This window comes from Streptomyces sp. NBC_01142 (assembly GCF_026341125.1).
GTDB lineage: Bacteria > Actinomycetota > Actinomycetes > Streptomycetales > Streptomycetaceae > Streptomyces.
Genome location: NZ_JAPEOR010000001.1, coordinates 1626530 through 1646211, shown reverse-complemented (window position 1 = coordinate 1646211; position 19682 = coordinate 1626530). Strand labels below are relative to the sequence as shown.

Here is a 19682-nt window from a genome sequence, read left to right as displayed (position 1 = left end):
GACCGCCGCGTCCCGCATGATGGATGCCATGCCCGAAGGAGACACCGTCTGGCAGACCGCCCGGCGCCTGCACACCGCCCTCGCCGGGGACACCCTGACCCGGTCCGACCTGCGCGTCCCGCGCTTCGCCACCGCCGATCTCACCGGCCGGACCGTCCTGGACGTCACCCCACGCGGCAAGCATCTCCTCGCCCGCATCGAGGGCGGCCTCACCCTCCACTCCCATCTGCGTATGGACGGCTCCTGGCAGGTGTACGGCCCCGGCGAGCGCTGGCGCGGCGGCCCCGCCCACCAGATCCGCGCGATCCTCGGCACCGCCGCCCACACCGCCGTCGGCTACCGCCTCCCCGTCCTGGAGCTGCTGCGCACCGCAGACGAGGACCAGGCGGTGGGCCATCTCGGCCCGGACCTGCTGGGCCCCGACTGGAACCCGGACACCGCGCTCGCCAATCTGCTGGCCGATCCCGCCCGCCCTTTGGGTGAGGCCCTCCTCGACCAGCGCAATCTCGCGGGCATCGGCAATGTCTACAAGTCGGAGCTCGCCTTCCTGGCCCGGGTCACCCCCTGGCTCCCCGTCGGCGAGCTGCCTGCCGGCGTCCCCGAGCGGCTGGTCGCCACGGCGCACCGTCTGCTGGAGGTGAACAAGGACCGCCTCGATCGCCGCACCACCCGCACCTCCCGCCCCGGCCAACGCCTGCATGTCTATGGCCGCGAGGGACACCCCTGCCCCCGCTGCGGCACCCCCGTCCGCAGAGCAGAACAGCAGGACCGTATCTCCTACTGGTGCCCCAGATGTCAATCCGGGCCCACTGGTTGACGGTCCGTCAGATCCAGTCGTACCGTCCCCGCATGCCCCTGAAGGCGTACGACCTCACCGGCCGAACCGCGTTCCTCACCGGCGCGGGCAGCGGCATAGGCCGTGCCTCCGCCGTCCTGCTCGCCGAGGCGGGAGCCACCGTCCACTGCGCCGACGTCGACGAGAAGGGCCTGCACGAGACCCGCACCCTGATCACCGAGGCGGGCGGCACCGCGCACATCCACACCCTCGATGTCACCGACCGGGCCCAGCTCAAGGCCGCCATCGACACCACCGACCGGCTCGATGTCATGGCAGCCGTCGCCGGCATCATGCACACCAGCTCAGTCCTCGAGACGAGGGACGAGGATCTCGACCGCGTCCTCGCGGTCAACTTCAAGGGGGTTCTGTACGCCTGCCAGGAGTCTGCACGGGCCATGATCGCCGCCGGCACCCCGGGTTCCATCGTCACGATGGCCTCCGGCGCCGTCGACACCGCCGGCGCCGGGCTGCTCTGCTACAGCGCGGCCAAGGCGGCGGTGGTCCAGCTCACCAAGACCCTGGCGACCGAGCTCGGACCACACTCCATCCGTGTCAATGCCGTCGCCCCCGGCTGGATCCGCACCCCCATGACCGATCGCCACGACGCCGAACTCCAGCAGCAGGCCGAGGCCGCGCTGGTCCGGATGTCACCGCTCCGCCGCGTCGGCGAGCCCGAGGACGTCGCCCACACAGTGCTTCATCTGGTGTCCGACGCGTCCGCCTTCACAACGGGGCAGATCCTCCGCCCGAACGGCGGCGTCGTGATGCCCTGGTGACTCCGCGGGAAGCGGTCACATGTACCGGCAGCAGACTCAGCCCCCACCCGCCTGCAGCCACCGCACCCTCGACCAGGCCCGCCTGATCCGGCACGAGTGCCAGCCGGAGCACGGCCCACCACCACAGCCCGCCCGCCACGAGCCCGAGAGCGGCCACCGGCACGAGGGCGACCCCGCGTGCTGCCATGGCTACCTCCTCCGGCCCACGCTAGCCCGGCACGATCACCCGATGGGAGGGCGCGCGGGTTGCAGAGCCGGCGCACAGAAGCGCGACCCTCACGTCCCAGGGTGCGACGAGAATCCGGTTCCCGCAGACCGGGCCCCCGATGCCGAGCCGGACCACCGCCCCAGGCCGAGCCGGACCAGGCAGATCCGGACCACCGATGCCGGGCCGGACCACCGACGCCCAGCGGACCGCCCGCGGCACAGCGAAGGTCCCTGACCACCTGGCCGGGGACCTTCACCCTCTCCGAACCGCCGCCGCGGTTGCGCCCGCCTCAAACCGCCGCCGCGCCTACGCGCTCTCCGCCTGGAACATCCACGCATGCTTCTCCAGGTCCGCAGTGAGCCCGATCAGCACGTCCTGGGTCACCGGGTCCGGATCCCCGGTCACCCCGATCCGCTCCCGCATCCGCCCGATCACCGCGCCGAGCGCGTCCACGAGGGTCTGCACGGCGTCCACGTCCTTGATCCACCCCTCCGGCACCGCGCCGATCGCGCTCTGCGCCGCCACCGTCGCGGCCCGCCCGTCCGGTGCCACACCGATCGCCGACGCCCGCTCCGCCACCGTGTCGGAGTGCCGCCGCGCCGAGTCGACAACCTCGTCGAGCTGCAGGTGCACGGACCGGAAGCGTGGTCCGACCACATTCCAGTGGACCTGCTTCGCGACCAGCGAGAGATCCACCAAGTCCACGAGGGCGCCCCGCAGCGCATCGCCGACCGACGTGAGATCCGCCTCGGACAGAGGGCTCTTCACGACAGACATCCATGTCCTCCCATCGGTTCGCGGCTACCGTCCGTCCACCATGACACAACCCCACCATTTCGGGCATCCGCGTATCTGGAGTTCCGGACAAGCGAAAGCCCCGGCCGACCACAAGGGGCCGACCGGGGCTCAGCTGCACACCAATCGCGCAGAGTCATGCAGAGTCGTGCAGAACCGTACGGATCAGGCGGCGACGACGTCGACCGCCTCCGCAGGCGCCTTGATCGTCACCCGCTCCGTCGGTACACCCGCCACCGACGTCACGGAGACGGAGTTGAGCATCGGGCGTACTGGCGCGGGCACCGTCTCACTCGCCGCTGCCGACTCGGCCAGCTCGGCCAACGACAGCTCGTCGCTCACTTCACGCATGAGCTCGGACATCCGTACGTCAAGCGCGTCGCAGATCGCGGAGAGCAGTTCGGAGGAAGCCTCCTTCTGCCCCCGTTCCACCTCGGAGAGATAGCCGAGTGATACTCGGGCGGACGAGGAGACTTCGCGCAGAGTACGGCCCTGGCGCTGGCGCTGCCGACGCAGCACGTCACCCAACAGGCGACGGAGCAGAATCATCGGTGGCTCCCTCCTCGGACCGCGTAGCCGCATCCTTCACGCCCCACCGTACCGCCTCGCGCCGCGGCCGTGCGGGGAGCGATGTCGTGTTCACTCAGGGCTGCAAACATCAAGTCCCCCCGTTCCGTTCCGTATCCTGTGTCCGCGCATTTTCGTGCAGTTCGCCGGAGAGCAGCTCGAGCACGCTCCGTACACTCTCTCTACGGATTTCCGCCCGGCCACCGTTCAATCTCAAAGCGGCCACTTTCCCTTGGCCGTCCGGCCCGGCGACGGCCACGAAGACCGTTCCGACCGGCTGTCCGTCCTGCGGCTCCGGCCCCGCGACACCCGTGGTCGCGATCCCCCAGGTGGCCCCCAGCACTCCCCGTACCCCGGCCGCCATCTGCTGGGCGACCTCGGGGTCCACTGCGCCGCGCTCCGCCAGCAGGGTCCCGTCGACCCCCAGGATGTCCCTCTTCAGATGAGTTGCGTACGCCGTGACGGAGCCACGGAAGGACTCTGACGCGCCAGGTACGGAAGTGAGCTCCGCGGCCACCAGACCGCCGGTGAGCGATTCCGCGACGGCAAGCGTCTCGCCACGCTCCGCAAGCAGCGCCAGCACCCGGGCCGCGGTTTTCACCGCCCGTTTCCCTCCGCCGCCCGCTCGTCGGCAAGCCCCTTGCGCCTCAGCACAATCGCCTGCCGCACATAGTCGAGGCCGGTGAGCACGGTCAGCACGACAGCCAGAGCCATCACCCAGAAGCGCAGAGTGGCCAGCGGCCCGGTCAGCGCGAGGACGTACATCCCGACCGCCGTACCCTGCACGAGCGTCTTCATCTTGCCGCCGCGGCTGGCCGGAATCACCCCGTGCCGGATCACCCAGAACCGCATCAGCGTGATCCCGAGCTCACGGAAGAGAATGACGCCGGTCACCCACCACGGCAGGTCCCCGAGCGCCGACAGACAGATCAGTCCCGCCGCCATGATCGCCTTGTCGGCGATCGGGTCGGCGATCTTCCCGAAGTCGGTGACCAGGTTGTACGTACGCGCCAGATGGCCGTCGAAGATGTCGGTGATCATGGCGACGGCGAACGCCGCCCACGCCCAGGCCCGCCAGGCCGGGTCGTAGCCGCCGTCCTGCAGCATCAGCATGACGAAGGCCGGCACGAGCACCAGCCGCACCATGGTCAGGATGTTGGCGATGTTCCACAGGCTGGCCTGATTGACCGCCGCAGCGCCCAGCTTGCCGCCGGGCGCCGGCCTACCGGTGCCGCCCGCCGCGGATGCCGGCACTCCGGTCATCTGCCCGCCTCCTCATCCAGACACTCGGCCACCAGGTCGACGCCTTCCGTACCCACGACCTTTGCCTCGACCATACGACCGGGGACAAGCCCCCGGCTCGTGGTGAAGACCACCTGTCCGTCGGTCTCGGGCGCCTGGTGCGCCGCGCGGCCCACCGCACCGTCCTCGCCGTCCACGGACTCGACCAGCACCTCGAGGCTCTCGCCGAGCCGCTCCTCGGCGCGCTGCGCCGTCAGCTCCTCCGCGAGCCTCGAGAGGTGCTCGAGCCGCTCCGCGATCTCGTCGGCGTCCAGCTTGCCGTCGTAGGAGACGGCCTCGGTGCCGTCCTCGTCGGAGTACCCGAAGACGCCGATGGCATCCAGGCGCGCCTCGGTGAGGAAGCCTTCCAGCTCGGCGAAGTCCGCCTCGCTCTCGCCGGGGAAGCCGACGATGAAGTTGGACCGCACACCCGCCTGCGGGGCCTTGCCGCGGATCGTCCCCAGCAGCTCGAGGAACCGCTCGGTGTCACCGAAGCGCCGCATCGCGCGCAGCACACCCGGCGCGGAGTGCTGGAAGGAGAGGTCGAAGTACGGAGCGATCTTCGGCGTCGACGTCAGGACGTCGATCAGCCCCGGCCGCATCTCGGCGGGCTGCAGATAGCTGACCCGTACCCGCTCGATGCCGTCGACGTCCGCGAGCTCCGGCAGCAGGGTCTCGAGCAGGCGGATGTCGCCGAGGTCCTTGCCGTACGAGGTGTTGTTCTCGGAGACCAGCATGACCTCCTTCACGCCCTGCTCGGCGAGCCAGCGCGTCTCGCCGAGCACATCGCTCGGCCGGCGCGAGATGAAGGAGCCGCGGAAGGACGGGATGGCGCAGAAGGAACAGCGGCGGTCGCAGCCGGAGGCGAGCTTCACCGAGGCCACGGGGCTGGTCCCCAGCCGACGCCGCAGGGGCGCCCGCGGCCCGGACACGGGAGCGACGCCCTCCGGCAGGTCCTCGGGAGCCGGCGCGACATCTCCGTGGCCGGGCAGGGCCACGTCGGTGGCGTCCTGGCGCTCGACAGGGCTCAGCGGCAGCAGCTTGCGCCGGTCGCGCGGGGTGTGGGAGGCGTGGATGCCGCCGTTCAGAATGGTCTGCAGGCGGTCGGAGATGTCGGAGTAGTCGTCGAAGCCGAGCACGCCGTCGGCCTCGGGCAGGGCCTCGGCCAGTTCCTTGCCGTACCGCTCGGCCATGCAGCCGACAGCGACCACGGCCTGGGTTCTGCCGTGGTCCTTGAGATCGTTGGCTTCGAGCAGGGCGTCGACGGAGTCCTTCTTGGCGGCTTCGACAAACCCACAGGTGTTGACGACTGCGACATCCGCGTCGGCGGCTTCCTCGACGAGCTCCCAGCCGTCCGCTGCCAAGCGGCCTGCGAGCTCCTCCGAGTCCACCTCGTTACGGGCGCAGCCAAGAGTGACAAGGGCGACGGTACGGCGTTCGGGCATGGGCTCAAGACTACTTTGTCCTGGCCCACACCCCTGCCGCGAGGGTTCCCGGCCCCGGACTGTGCTCCTGGGCCCGGTCGTGGGGCCTGCTGTGGGCCCTGTGGGCTAGCCGACCTCGGGGTCGCCCTTGGTGTACGACAGCCGCTCGACCTGGCCGGTCTCGAACTCCTCATCGACCCTCTTGCCGTTCACGAACAGCTCGATCGCCCCGGCATTGCCGAGGATGAGGTCGACCCGCTCGTCGTCCTGGAAGGTCTTGGACTCGCCCTTGAGCAGGGTGCCGTCGAAGAGCAGCCTGCCGTTGTGGGACTTGGCGGAGATCCAGCTCTTGTCGTCCAGGACGGAGAGCTTCACCGTCACCTTGTCCTTCGGAACCGCCGCGATGGCGCTGTCCGAGGGGTCGGGCTTGGGATCGGCGGGCTTACTGGCGGGCGACTTCGTCGGGCTGGGCTTCTGCTCGGGCGCCGGACCGTCCGCCACCTTGCTGCCTTTGCTGCCGTCCTCACTGCCGTTGAAGAGGGTGAAGCCGACGAAGCCGACCACGGCGACGATCGCCGCGACCATGGCGGCGGTCCAGTTGGGCCGGCGCGGTTCGGGACGGATGCGTTCCGCCTCGAAGAGCGGCGCGGCGGGCGTCGGCGAAGGGCGTCCGCCGTGATCGGCGTCGTACTGCGCGACGAGGGGATCGGGATCGATGCCTACGGCACGGGCGAGCGTGCGGATATGCCCGCGGGCATAGACGTCGCCGCCGCAGCGCGAGAAGTCGTCCTCTTCGATGGCGTGCACGATGGGGACGCGCACCCGGGTGGAGGAGCTGACCTCGTCAATGGTCAGTCCTGCATCGATGCGGGCCTGCTGGAGCGCACGACCGATCGAAGGCCGGTCGTCTTCGATCGAAAGCTGGTTGTCTTCGATGGAAGGCCGGTCGTCTTCGGGAGAGTTGCCGATGGACACGGGGGCGCCTTTCGAGCGTGTAACCACCTGCTGGAGGTTCAGTCTATGGGTGGTACGAAAGGGTGGGGCAACCGGGCGGAGGGTGTTTGTACGCCATCAGAATGGCCGGACGTCCTGATGGTGGGACATCTGTCTGTCCCTCCCTCCAACTTGACGTACGACCAAGGGAAACGGTTGCCCGTCAAACCCTTAAGAGTGAGACTCCCCCCGGATCACGGCGAGCACTCCATCCAATTCATCAGGTTTCACCAGAACGTCACGGGCCTTGGAGCCTTCGCTCGGACCGACGATGTTCCGCGACTCCATGAGATCCATGAGCCGCCCGGCCTTCGCGAAACCGACGCGCAGCTTCCGCTGGAGCATCGATGTCGAACCGAATTGGGTGGAAACGACCAGCTCAGCGGCCTGACAGAGCAGATCGAGGTCATCGCCGATGTCCTCGTCGACGTCCTTCTTCTGCTTCGTCCCGACCACCACGTCCTCGCGGAAGACCGGCGCCATCTGATCCTTGCAGTGCTGGACCACCGCCGCGACTTCATCCTCGGTCACGAAGGCGCCCTGCATACGGGTGGGTTTGTTGGCACCCATCGGGAGGTAGAGCCCGTCGCCCTTGCCGATCAGCTTCTCCGCGCCCGGCTGGTCGAGGATGACCCGGCTGTCGGCGAGCGAGGAGGTCGCGAAGGCGAGTCGCGAGGGCACATTCGCCTTGATCAGCCCGGTGACGACATCGACCGAGGGCCGCTGGGTGGCCAGTACCAGATGGATACCGGCGGCGCGGGCCAGCTGGGTGATACGGACGATGGCGTCCTCGACGTCACGCGGCGCGACCATCATCAGGTCCGCGAGCTCGTCGACGATCACCAGTAGATACGGATACGGGGTGAGCTCGCGCTCGCTCCCCTCGGGCGGCTTGACCTTTCCGCTTCGGATGGCCTGGTTGAAGTCGTCGATATGGCGGTATCCGTACGCCGCGAGGTCGTCGTAGCGCAGATCCATCTCCCGCACGACCCACTGCAACGCCTCGGCGGCCCGCTTGGGGTTGGTGATGATCGGCGTGATCAGGTGCGGAATGCCCTCGTAGGCGGTGAGCTCGACCCTCTTGGGGTCGACGAGCACCATCCGTACGTCCTCCGGGGTCGCCCGGACCATCACCGAGGTGATCAGGCAGTTGATGCAGGACGACTTTCCTGAGCCGGTCGCGCCCGCGACCAGCATGTGCGGCATTTTCGCGAGGTTGGACATCACGTAGCCGCCCTCGACGTCCTTGCCGAGTGCGACCAGCATCGGGTGGTCGTCCTCGGCGGCGTCGGCGAGGCGCAGCACGTCACCGAGGTTGACCATCTCGCGGTCCGTGTTGGGGATCTCGATGCCGACCGCGGACTTGCCGGGGATCGGGGAGATGATCCGTACATCCGGGCTTGCGACGGCGTACGCGATGTTCTTGGTGAGCGCGGTGATCCGCTCGACCTTCACGGCCGGCCCCAGCTCCACCTCGTACCGGGTGACCGTCGGTCCACGGGTGAAGCCGGTGACGGCCGCGTCGACCTTGAACTCCATGAAGACATTGCTGAGCGAGGCGACGATCGCGTCGTTGGCGGCGCTGCGGGTCTTGCCGGGACCGCCCCGCTCCAGCAGGTCGAGGGAGGGCAGGGAGTAGGTGATGTCCCCGCGGAGCTGCAACTGCTCGGCACGCGGCGGCAGGGGCTGGGACTCGTCACGGGCGGGCTTGGTCAGATCCGGTACGGACGCCTTGTGCCCGGCCCGGCGCTCGGACGCCTTCGCGGCCTCACCCTGGGACGCCTTCGGCCCGGCCTCGCGCTCGGGGGCCTGCGGCGTCTCGGGCTCGCGCGCGCCCGGTACGGGGGTGGCGGTGGCCCGCTCCCGTTCCGCGGTGACATCACGGGTGAGATCCGCGACGAGCGGCGAGGGCGGCATGCCGTTCAGCACGGCCCCGTCGAGCGCGGCGGCCGCGGCTGCGGCCACATCCACGGCGTCCATCGAACGGCCCATGGCGGGCTGCACGGACGCCCTGCGCGGTCGCCTGCGGTGGGAGAGCGCCTCCTCCTCGGCGTGGTCCGGGTCGTAGTCCGCCGGTGCCTCGCTCCGGCGCGCGGACGAACGGCGGCGGGCGGGCACCGCCTCGCGCCAGTGCTCGTCGTACCGCTCGTCGTCGTCCGTGGCCTCGCTGTCGGCCCCGGGCTCGTACGCCGGCTCGACGATGCCCAGCTTGGAGCCGAGCAGCCGCAACCGCTGCGGAATGGCGTTGACAGGTGTCGCGGTGACGACGAGCAGACCGAAGAGGGTGAGCAGAACGAGCAGCGGTACGGCGAGCACCTCGCCCATGGTGAAGATCAGCGGCTTGGATGCGGCCCAGCCGATCAGCCCGCCCGCGTCCTGCATCGCCTCGGTGCCCTCACCGCGGCCCGGCGAGCCGCAGGCGATGTGGACCTGTCCGAGCACGCCGATGACGAGAGCGGACAGACCGATGACGATCCGGCCGTTGGCCTCGGGCTTCTCCGGATAGAGGATCAGGCGTACTGCGATGGCGCCCAGCAGGATCGGCGCGAGCAGATCGAGCCGGCCGAACGCTCCGGTCACCAGCATCTCGACGAGATCGCCGACCGGGCCGTGCAGATTGGACCAGGTACCGGCGGCGACCACGAGCGCCAGAGCGAGCAGCAGCAGCGCCAGTCCGTCCTTGCGGTGCGCCGGGTCGAGTCCCTTGGCGCCGCGCCCTATGCCGCGGAACATCGCTCCCACGGCGTGCGCGAGGCCGAGCCAGACGGCGCGCGCCAGGCGGTACACGCCCGCCGTGGGGGACGGTGCCGGCTTCGGCGCGGCAGCCTTCTTGGCCGCCGCTTTCCTGGCGGGTGCCTTCTTCGGCGGCGCGGTCTTCTTCGCGGCGGCCTTCTTGGCGGGCGCCGCCTTCTTCGCAGCGCCGGTCGTACGGCCGGCGCGCGGCTTCGCGGTGCCCGCCGTGCCCTGGGAACCCTTGCCGGACGTACGTGAGGCCATGGGGGTGAGGTTACCGGTGTTGACGGCAGGGGACACGTGTGCCCACTGCTTCACCCGTTCGTGTCGCCCCGGCAGGGGCAGGAAACTGACGCACCCTCAAGCGCTGCGCCACGGCTCAGTTCTGTGACGGCAGTGAAGGGGCGCCGCCGCCGGTGCCGGGCTCCAGCGCGTCGAGCGCTCGGCGCAGACCGGTCAGTTTGCGCTCGAGATGGGCTGCGGTGGCGACGGCCGCCGCGTCCGCCGAGTCGTCGTCGAGCTGCTTGGAGAGGGCTTCCGCCTGCTCCTCAACTGCCGCGAGCCGCGCCGATAGTTCGGCCAGCAGTCCCGCGGGCTCCTTGGTGGCGCTCGCGTGTCCGCCGCCCTCCAGCTGGAGCCTCAGGAGCGCCGCCTGCTCACGCAGCTGGCAGTTCTTCATGTAGAGCTCGACGAAGACCGAGACCTTCGCGCGCAGCACCCACGGGTCGAACGGCTTGGAGATGTAGTCGACCGCACCGGCGGCGTATCCACGGAAGGTGTGGTGCGGGCCGTGGTTGATGGCGGTCAGGAAGATGATCGGGATGTCCCGTGTCCGCTCCCGCCGCTTGATGTGCGCAGCCGTCTCGAAACCGTCCATACCTGGCATCTGAACGTCCAGCAGAATGACCGCGAAGTCGTCCGTCAGCAGCGCTTTGAGCGCTTCCTCCCCTGACGATGCCCGCACCAGTGTCTGATCGAGCGCCGAGAGGATGGCCTCCAGCGCGAGCAGATTCTCCGGCCGGTCATCGACCAGGAGGATCTTGGCCTTCTGCACCATGGCCCGTCCTCCTCGCCCCGGAAGTGCACCGGGCGCCGCCCCAGGGGACGACTCCCTTGCGCCGCCCGTCCTTGTGCCGGTCATGGTAGCCGCACCCCGCCTGTCGACACACCCTGTCACCGCGATGTCACTGTGCACGTAGCAGAAACGTAGCGGGAGACCAGAAGGTTCCCCGAATACCGCCGCCTCACACGCCATCGGCCACAGTCAGTCAGCAACTCGCACGGAATCGCTCAGAAATCGATCACTCCCCACGCATCCATTGCTCCATCACCGAAAGCAGATGATCGGGGTCGACCGGCTTGGTGACATAGTCGGAAGCGCCGGACTCGATGGCCTTCTCCCGGTCACCCTTCATGGCCTTCGCGGTGAGCGCGATGATGGGCAGTCCGGCGAACTGCGGCATCCTGCGGATCGCCGTCGTCGTCGCATATCCGTCCATCTCCGGCATCATGATGTCCATCAGTACGACCGTCACATCGTCGTGCTGTTCCAGGACTTCGATGCCCTCGCGGCCGTTTTCCGCGTACAGCACCGAAAGGCCGTGCTGCTCCAGCACGCTGGTGAGCGCGAAGACATTGCGGATGTCGTCGTCGACGATCAGCACCTTCTCACCGTCGAAGGTGAAGGTACGACGCGGCTCCGGCGCCTCCTGCACGCCTCCCGCTCCGGCCCACTGCTCCTGACCCGACGCCGGCCCGCCCGGCTGGCCGGGCAGCGCGGGCCGCTTCTCCATGGATCCCAGCGCCTTGCGGCGCCGCCGGAACAGCGCGGCCGGACCGGCGTGGTCGACGTACGCGGACGGCTCCTGCCGGGCCTGCGGACCCGTCTCCTGCACCGCAGTCTCGTCGGCACTGCTGCCCTGCGGGTCGACCGCGCCGGGGGCGAGCTGCGGGTAGCCCTGCGGCGGCAGTTCACTGGGGTGGAGCGGCAGATAGAGCGTGAAGGTCGAACCGCGCCCCGGTTCGCTCGCCGCATGGATCTCGCCGCCCAGCAGCCGCGCGATCTCCCGGCTGATCGACAGCCCCAGACCCGTACCGCCGTACTTGCGGCTGGTCGTGCCGTCGGCCTGCTTGAACGCCTCAAAGATCACTCGCATCTTCCCGGCCGCGATCCCGATGCCGGTGTCGGTGACCGAGAAGGCGATCAGATCGCCGTCCGCCTCACGCAGCGAGCCCGCCTCCAGCAACTGCTCGCGGATCGACTGCGGCACATCGGCGCTCGCCGGCCGGATCACCAGCTCCACCGCGCCGCTGTCGGTGAACTTCACCGCGTTGGACAGCAGGTTGCGCAGCACCTGCAGCAGTCGCTGCTCGTCGGTGTGCAGCGTCGCGGGCAGCTCCGGCGACACCCGTACGGAGAAGTCGAGCCCCTTCTCCGCGGTCAGCGGCCGGAACGTCGCCTCGACATAGTCGACAAGCTGAACCAGCGCGATACGGGTCGGGCTGACGTCCATCTTGCCCGCCTCGACCTTCGACAGATCGAGGATGTCGTTGATCAGCTGAAGCAGGTCGGATCCTGCCCCATGGATGGTCTCGGCGAACTCCACCTGCTTCGGGGAGAGATTGCCCTCCGCGTTGTCAGCGAGCAGCTTTGCCAGGATGAGCAGGGAGTTGAGCGGCGTACGCAGCTCGTGCGACATGTTCGCCAGGAACTCCGACTTGTAGCGCATCGAGACGGCGAGCTGTTCGGCGCGCTCCTCGAGCACCTGCCGGGCCTCTTCGATCTCGGTGTTCTTCACCTCGATGTCGCGGTTCTGTCGCGCCAGCAGCTCGGCCTTCTCCTCCAGCTCCGCGTTGGAGGCCTGCAGCGCCTTCTGCCGGTTCTCCAGTTCGGCGGAGCGCTCACGCAGCTGCTCCGTCAGCTCCTGCGACTGCTTGAGCAGCACCTCGGTCTTCGTATTGACGCTGATGGTGTTGACGCTCGTCGCGATCATCTCGGCGATCTGGTTGAGGAAGTCCCGCTGGATCTGGGTGAAGGGCTGGAACGACGCCAGCTCGATCACACCGAGGACCTTCCCCTCGAAGAGCACCGGCAGCACGATCACATACGCGGGCGAGGCCTCGCCGAGCCCCGAGGAGATCCGCAGATAGCCCGGCGGCACATTGACCTGGATCGTCCGCTTCTCCTCGGCCGCGGTGCCGATCAGGGTCTCGCCCGGCCGGAACGTCGTCGGCATCAGACCGGCGGAGTAGCCGTAACTGCCGCGCATGCACAGCTCGTACGGCGTCTCCCCGCCCGTCGACAACTCGGCGCCGACGCCCGTCTGCAGCGCCAGGAAGAACGCGCCGTGCTGCGCCGAGACGACCGGCGTGAGCTCGCTCATGATCAGCGAAGCCACGTCGTCGAGGTCACGCCGGCCCTGCATCAGACCGGAGATACGGGCCAGGTTGCCCTTGAGCCAGTCCTGTTCCTCGTTGGCGAGGGTGGTGTCGCGAAGGTTCGCGATCATCGTGTTGATGTTGTCCTGGAGGACCTGGATCTCGCCCGCCGCATCCACATCGATCTTGAGATTCAGATCGCCGCGGGTCACCGCGGTCGCGACGGCCGCGATCGCACGCACCTGGCGGGTGAGGTTCCCGGCCATCTCGTTCACCGATTCGGTGAGGTCGCGCCAGGTTCCGTCGACGTCCCGCACCCGCGCCTGACCGCCCAGCTGGCCGTCCGTACCCACCTCGCGGGCCACCCGGGTGACCTCCTCGGCGAACGACGACAGCTGGTCGACCATCGTGTTGATGGTGGTCTTCAGCTCGAGGATCTCGCCCCGGGCGTCGATGTCGATCTTCCTGGTGAGATCGCCCTTGGCGATGGCGGTGGTGACCGTGGCGATCTGCCGCACCTGGCCGGTCAGATTGGACGCCATCGAGTTCACGGACTCGGTGAGGTCCTTCCAGGTACCGGAGACGCCCGGCACATGCGCCTGGCCGCCCAGTTCGCCCTCCGTGCCCACCTCGCGGGCGACCCGGGTCACCTCGTCGGCGAACGACGACAGGGTCGTCACCATCGTGTTCACGGTCTCGGCGAGCTCAGCGACCTCGCCGCGCGCCTCGACCGTCACCTTCTTCGTCAGATCGCCGTTGGCGACCGCCGCGGAGACCCGCGCGATGTTCCTCACCTGATTGGTGAGGTTGTTGGCCATCAGGTTGACGTTGTCGCTGAGGTCCTTCCAGATGCCGGTGACACCGCGCACCCGCGCCTGACCGCCCAGCACACCTTCCGTGCCCACCTCGCGGGCGACTCGGGTCACCTCGTCGGCGAAGTCCAGCAGCTGGTCGACCATCGTGTTGACCGTCGTCACCAGTTCGAGGATCTCGCCCTTGGCGTCGACGGTGATCTTCTTCGAGAGGTCGCCCTTGGCGACCGCCGTCGTCACCTCGGCGATATTGCGTACCTGGGACGTCAGGTTGTTCGCCATGAAGTTGACGGACTGGGTGAGGTCCTTCCAAGTGCCCGAGACGCCCTGGACCTCGGCCTGACCGCCGAGGATGCCCTCGGTGCCCACCTCGCGGGCCACCCTCGTCACCTGCTCGGCGAAGTTCGAGAGCTGGTCGACCATCGTGTTGAGGGTGTTCTTCAGCTCGAGGATCTCGCCGCGCGCATCCACATCGATCTTCTGCGACAGGTCACCACGGGCCACCGCGGTGGCGACCTGGGCGATGTTGCGGACCTGCCCGGTGAGGTTCTCGGCCATGCCGTTCACCGAGTCGGTCAGATCGCGCCACACACCGGCGACGCCGGGCACCTGCGCCTGACCGCCGAGACGGCCGTCCGTACCCACCTCACGCGCGACCCGGGTCACCTGCTCGGCGAAGGCCGAGAGCTGGTCGACCATCGTGTTGATGGTGTTCTTGAGCTCGAGGATCTCGCCGCGCGCATCCACATCGATCTTCTGCGACAGGTCACCACGGGCCACCGCGGTCGTGACCTGCGCGATCTGCCGCACCTGCGAAGTCAGGTTCCCCGCCATGAAGTTGACGGAGTCGGTGAGTTCCTTCCACGTACCGCTGACGCCGTCGACGCGCGCCTGGCCGCCGAGGCGACCCTCCGTGCCCACGTCCCGCGCCATCCGCGTCACCTGATCGGCGAACGACGACAGCTGCGCCACCATCGTGTTGACGGTGTTCTTCAGCTCGAGCATCTCGCCCGCGACATCGACCGTGACCTTCTGCGACAGATCACCATTGGCGACCGCCGTCGTCACCTGCGCAATGTCCCGCACCTGACCGGTGAGGTTACGGAACGCGGTGTTCACCGAATCGGTGAGGTCCTTCCACGTCCCCGCCGCACCGGGCACCTCCGCCTGGCCGCCCAGGCGCCCCTCGACGCCGACCTCCCGCGCCACCCGCGTCACTTCGGAACCGAAGGCGGAGAGCTGGTCCACCATCGTGTTGACGGTGTTCTTCAGCTCGAGCATCTCGCCCGCGACATCGACCGTGACCTTCTGCGACAGATCACCGTTCGCGACCGCCGTCGTCACCTGCGCAATGTCCCGCACCTGGGTGGTCAGGTTGCGGAAGACGGTGTTCACCGAGTCGGTGAGATCCTTCCAGGTCCCGGCGGCTCCCGGCACCTGCGCCTGGCCGCCGAGCAGCCCCTCGGCCCCGACCTCGCTCGCCACGCGCGTGACCTCGTCCGCGAACGTACGCAGCGTCTCGGTCATCTGGTTGATGGTCTCGGCAAGTTGAGCCACCTCGCCGCGCGCGCTCACCGTGACCTTCTGCGACAGATCACCGTTGGCAACCGCGGTCGTCACTTCGGCGATACCGCGCACCTGGGAGGTGAGGTTGCCGGCCATGGTGTTCACCGAATCGGTGAGGTCCTTCCACACCCCTGCCACACCCGGCACCGCCGCCTGGCCGCCGAGCTCGCCCTCCGTGCCGACCTCCCGGGCGACCCGGGTCACCTCGGAGGAGAAAGAAGACAGCTGATCGACCATCGTGTTGACGGTGTTCTTCAGCTGAAGCATCTCGCCGGCCACATGGACGGTGACCTTCCGTGACAGATCGCCCTTGGCCACGGCCGTGGTGACGAGAGCAATATCACGTACCTGCGCGGTCAGCCGGTACGCCATGGTGTTCACCGAATCCGTGAGGTCTTTCCACGAACCGGACATTCCGCGCACCTGGGCCTGACCACCGAGCTTGCCCTCGGTGCCCACCTCGAGCGCCACCCTGGTCACCTCGTCGGTGAATGCCGACAGCTGGTCGACCAGGTTGTTGACGGTACGCGCGACCTTCAGGAATTCGCCGCGCAGCGGACGTACGGATCCGTCCGCCCCGTCCGTGGAGTGCGAACGCAGCTCCATACGCTGCTCCAGGTCGCCCTCGGCGACCGCCGAGAGGACCCGGCCCACCTCGGACACCGGCCGCGCCAGATCGTCCACCAGCGCGTTCGAGGCGTCGATCGCGGCCGCCCAGGAGCCCTCACAGGCCCCCGTCTCCAGCCGCTCGGTCAACTTCCCCTCGCGTCCGACCATCCTGCGTACGCGAGCAATCTCACCCGTCAGATGGAGATTGCGGTCCGCGACCTCGTTGAAAACGGCGGCGATTTCGGACATGACTCCGTCGCCGGACACCGTCAGGCGTCGCCGGAAGTTCCCGTCTCGCATCGACACGAGGCCGGCAAGCAGCCTGTTCAGAGCCGCCGTATCTACTTCGGTCGTCCCATTGTTCCGGGACTGTCCGCCTTTCGCGCGCGTATTCTTGCCACGCGCTGCCACGCCAGACTCCACCGTGTCCCTCCCGCAGGGGTTGACCGTACTGCCCGGGCTGTCTCAGGAAGCCTGCCCAGTGTTTCACCATGGCCGAACCAGGCCATAACAGTTCGGCAGCTTCGCACAGCGTCCCCGCTCACGCAGGGCGGAAACAGCGGCGACCGGCATCCGCTCGGACAGCGAAGGTAAGTAACCTGGCATGCGACTGTCCACCCGCCCCGGTCCGCCCGGCGGGGGCGATGTGACGCACGTACTACACCGGGCACCGGGAGGGGCAGGCCGAATCATGGCAGAGCCGGGCGTCGAAACGCGTACGAGGAGTTCTGTGATCACCGCGCGGGCGGCTGCCAGCTTCGACCCTGTCGGGCGGTCCGTCGCGATCGCCCGCGCCTTTGTCCGCGACACCCTCCACGGCTGGGGGTTCTCCGACGTCGTCGACGACGCGGTCGTACTCACCAGCGAACTCGTCACCAATGCCGTCGTGCATGCCGGCACCTCGGCCGATGTCCTGTGTCTGCGTTCGGAGGACGGCGTACGTGTCGAGGTCGCCGACCGCTACCCCGAACGTGAAGTCCCGATGCAGGGCACGGGCCGGTCCCTCGGCAGTCCCGACCGCGAGAACGGCCGGGGGCTTCTCCTGTGCGCCGCCCTCGCCTCCCGCTGGGGGGTCGAGTACAGCCCCACCCAGAAACAGGTGTGGTTCCAACTCGACCTGCCCCAGCGCCCGGTGGGCACCCGCTCCGCCGGCCCGGTTCTGCCCACCGCCCTCCTCCCGGTCGCCGAGGAGCGCGTACGCGTCGCCGTCGCCCAGATCGACCGGACCGGCTCGATCGTCGTCTGGAACGAGGACGCCGAGCACCTGTTCGGGTACGCCGCGGAGCAGGTCATCGGCAAGCCGCTGACCGACTTCGCCGCCTGGCCGCACACCCCGGGCATCGGCACCGGCATCGCCGAGGCACTTCAACTCTCCCGCTGGGAAGGCAGCTACGGCATCCGCGGCACCGACGGCCGCGTCCTGCCCGTTTACGCCTCCCACCTCCGGGTACGCGACACGAACGGCGAGCCCTCCACTGTCTGCCTGCTCGTACGGGACGACGAACGCGCCGTCCTGCAGAGCCCGCAGCGCGCTCCGGTGACCGATTCGGGTGCCGAGAGCCGCACCACCGACCCGTTCGAGGTCTTCATCGGCTCCCCTGCCCCCGACGACCTCGACGGCCTTCTCCAGCGCACCGTCGAACGCGCCCGCGACATGCTCGACGGCGATGCCGCCTTCCTGTTGCTGGCCACCGACGACGAAACCGAACTGGAAGTGCGGGCCACCACGGGACTGCCCTCTGCCCGCCAGCGCTTCGCCCGCGTCCCCGTCGAGGCCGGCACGAACCGATACGGCTCCGCCCGGATGCCCGCCGTCCACGAGGACCTCACGGCCGTCCCCGGGGCTGTGCCGCTGCTCAGCTCCACCGGCATGCGCTCGGTCGTCACCGTCCCGCTCAAGGTCGAGGGCCGCCTCACCGGCTCCCTCGGCGTGGCCGCCGAATCCGCAGGCCGCTACTCCAACGAGGAGGCCCTGCGCCTCCAGTTCGCCGCCGACCGCATCGCCCTGGCCGTCGAATCGGCCCGCCTGGGCGAACTGGAACGTCTGCGCCGCGGCTCCCTCTCCTTCCTTGTCGAAGCCTCCGACCTGCTCGCCGGAACACTCGACCGCGATCAGACCCTGGCGCTGATGGCCCAGATGACGGTTCCCACCCTCGCCACCTGGTGCGCCGTCTACACCATCGCCGACCAGGTCTCGGAGCCGTACCTCAGTTACGTGCTCCACGAGGACGAGGAGCGCATCGACGGCCTCAAGGCCCTGCTCTCCAAGATCGCCCCGCCCGACCCGGTCCCGACCCCCGGCGCCCGTGTATGGACCGCTCCCGCCGAAGCCGCCCAGCGAGCGGCCCTGCTCTCCTCCAAGCGCGAACTCGGCCTGGGATCCAGCCCGCCCGTCTCCTCCGGCATCGGCACCACCCTCGCGACGGCCGCCGCGGTCGGTGGCGAGACGGTCGTGCTCCCGCTCGTCGCCCGCAACCGCGTCATCGGCATGCTGACCCTCGGCAAGCCCTCCGACGACCACTTCCGCCAGGAGATCCTCGAGTTGGCGGAGGACCTCTCCCGACGGGCGGCTCTCGCCCTCGACAACGCCCGCCTCTACTCCGAACGCACGGCCATCAGCCAGTCCCTCCAGCGCAGCCTGCTGCCGCCGGGGCTCCCCCAGATCCCGGGCGTCGAGGTCGAGGTCATCTACCGCGCGGCCGGTGAAGGCAACGAAGTCGGCGGCGACTTCTACGACCTCTTCCCGATCCGCGACGGCGCGTACGGCTTCGCCATCGGCGATGTCTGCGGTACGGGCCCGGAGGCCGCGGCCGTCACGGGCCTCGCCCGCCACGCCCTGCGCCTGCTCGCACGCGAGGGCTTCGGCGGCCCCGCGGTCCTGGAACGCCTGAACGCGGCCATCCTCGACGAAGGCGCCCGCAGCCGCTTCCTGACGCTGCTCTACGGGGAGTTGTGGCCCCAGGAGGACGGCAGCGCGATCCTCAAGGTCGTCTGCGCCGGCCACCCGCTTCCGCTGCGCCTGCGTCAGGACGGCAGCGTGGAACCGGCAGCGGAGCCGCAGCCCCTCCTCGGCGTCATGGACGACCTGGAGTTGTACGAGCAGATGGTGACCCTCGACCCGGGCGACGTCCTGCTCTGCGTCACCGACGGAGTCACCGAACGCCGCGAGGGCACCCGCATGCTGGGCGACGACGGGCTGATCGACGTACTGACCACCTGTACCGGCCTCACGGCGGGCGCGGTCGCCGCCCGCGTCCTGCGCGCGGTCGAGCGTTTCGCGGCCGAGCCCGCCTCCGACGACATGGCAATCCTCGCGATGCGCGTCCCGGAGCCCCAGGCCTGAACACGAGGAAGGCCCCCGCCACTTGGCGGGGGCCTTCCTCTGTACCGAGCCCCAATACGGAATCGAACCGTAGACCTTCTCCTTACCATGGAGACGCTCTACCGACTGAGCTATTGGGGCTTGCTGCGCTGTGGCAACGGGATGAATCATACCCCGAACGCACGGCTGTTTCGAACCAGCCATCCCTCCCAGCCATTTCTCTGGACCACCCGCCGCCCCGCTGCCACCCTGCGCCAAGGCCGGCAGGTCCCAGACCGCCCAGGATCGCCCTCGCCGGCGCGGTGGCCCTCCTCCCGGCCGACTGCGGCCTCGACGACGGCGAGGCCGATCCACAGCCGAAGCATCGAGCAGGCCGGCCC

Annotated in this window: 13 protein-coding genes and 1 tRNA gene; 3 read left to right on the top strand and 11 right to left on the bottom strand. The window is 69.0% G+C overall.

All coding sequences use genetic code 11. The features are described from left to right. Positions 1 to 28 precede the first annotated feature (28 nt). Both OG883_RS07665 and OG883_RS07660 read left to right on the top strand, forming a co-directional pair. Positions 29 to 817 carry an Fpg/Nei family DNA glycosylase gene (locus OG883_RS07665; RefSeq protein ID WP_266536736.1) on the top strand — a complete coding sequence of 263 codons (789 nt, stop codon included), beginning with the start codon at positions 29 to 31 and terminating at the stop codon, positions 815 to 817. A 32-nt stretch (positions 818 to 849) separates the two neighbouring features. Beyond that, positions 850 to 1614 carry an SDR family NAD(P)-dependent oxidoreductase gene (locus tag OG883_RS07660; RefSeq protein ID WP_266536734.1) on the top strand — a complete coding sequence of 255 codons (765 nt, stop codon included), beginning with the start codon at positions 850 to 852 and terminating at the stop codon, positions 1612 to 1614. On the opposite strand, the gene OG883_RS07655 is transcribed toward OG883_RS07660, so the two are convergent. From OG883_RS07655 to OG883_RS07610, 10 genes are all read right to left on the bottom strand, one after another. Next, complete coding sequence (locus OG883_RS07655; protein WP_266536731.1) at positions 1562 to 1801, bottom strand: hypothetical protein; 240 nt, start codon at positions 1799 to 1801, stop codon at positions 1562 to 1564. The two genes, OG883_RS07660 and OG883_RS07655, sit on opposite strands and share 53 nt — an antisense overlap. 327 nt (positions 1802 to 2128) lie before the next feature. Next, positions 2129 to 2599 (bottom strand): Dps family protein, encoded by a 471-nt coding sequence (locus tag OG883_RS07650; protein WP_266536729.1) that lies wholly within the window; start codon positions 2597 to 2599, stop codon positions 2129 to 2131. 183 nt (positions 2600 to 2782) lie between these two features. After that, complete coding sequence (locus OG883_RS07645; protein WP_266536726.1) at positions 2783 to 3166, bottom strand: helix-turn-helix domain-containing protein; 384 nt, start codon at positions 3164 to 3166, stop codon at positions 2783 to 2785. A 109-nt stretch (positions 3167 to 3275) separates the two neighbouring features. Next, positions 3276 to 3785: a CinA family protein gene (locus OG883_RS07640; protein ID WP_266536723.1), complete on the bottom strand. Its 510-nt coding sequence runs from the start codon at positions 3783 to 3785 to the stop codon at positions 3276 to 3278. Beyond that, on the bottom strand, positions 3782 to 4447 hold the full coding sequence (pgsA, locus tag OG883_RS07635) for a CDP-diacylglycerol--glycerol-3-phosphate 3-phosphatidyltransferase (protein ID WP_266536714.1): 666 nt from the start codon (positions 4445 to 4447) through the stop codon (positions 3782 to 3784). Before pgsA ends, OG883_RS07640 begins: the two co-directional genes overlap by 4 nt. Then, a complete protein-coding gene (gene rimO / locus OG883_RS07630; RefSeq protein ID WP_266536712.1) occupies positions 4444 to 5910 on the bottom strand; it encodes a 30S ribosomal protein S12 methylthiotransferase RimO in 1467 nt (488 codons plus the stop codon). Before rimO ends, pgsA begins: the two co-directional genes overlap by 4 nt. Positions 5911 to 6015: 105 nt before the next feature. Next, entirely contained in the window at positions 6016 to 6864 is an 849-nt protein-coding gene (locus OG883_RS07625) for a helix-turn-helix domain-containing protein (RefSeq protein WP_266536709.1), read from the bottom strand. Positions 6865 to 7053: 189 nt separating this feature from the next. After that, on the bottom strand, positions 7054 to 9879 hold the full coding sequence (locus OG883_RS07620) for a DNA translocase FtsK (RefSeq protein ID WP_266536708.1): 2826 nt from the start codon (positions 9877 to 9879) through the stop codon (positions 7054 to 7056). Positions 9880 to 9994: 115 nt separating this feature from the next. Next, entirely contained in the window at positions 9995 to 10672 is a 678-nt protein-coding gene (locus OG883_RS07615) for a two-component system response regulator (RefSeq protein ID WP_266536705.1), read from the bottom strand. Positions 10673 to 10916: 244 nt separating this feature from the next. Then, positions 10917 to 16403, bottom strand: coding sequence for a HAMP domain-containing protein (locus OG883_RS07610; protein WP_266536702.1), 5487 nt, complete (start codon positions 16401 to 16403; stop codon positions 10917 to 10919). Between the two features lie 268 nt (positions 16404 to 16671). Here OG883_RS07610 and OG883_RS07605 point away from each other — a divergent pair, with 268 nt between their 5' ends. Continuing rightward, positions 16672 to 19323, top strand: coding sequence for a SpoIIE family protein phosphatase (locus OG883_RS07605; RefSeq protein WP_266536699.1), 2652 nt, complete (start codon positions 16672 to 16674; stop codon positions 19321 to 19323). Between the two features lie 47 nt (positions 19324 to 19370). Here the strand turns inward: OG883_RS07605 and OG883_RS07600 are convergent. After that, positions 19371 to 19443 (bottom strand) — tRNA-Thr (locus OG883_RS07600). Between the last annotated feature and the right edge of the window lie 239 nt (positions 19444 to 19682).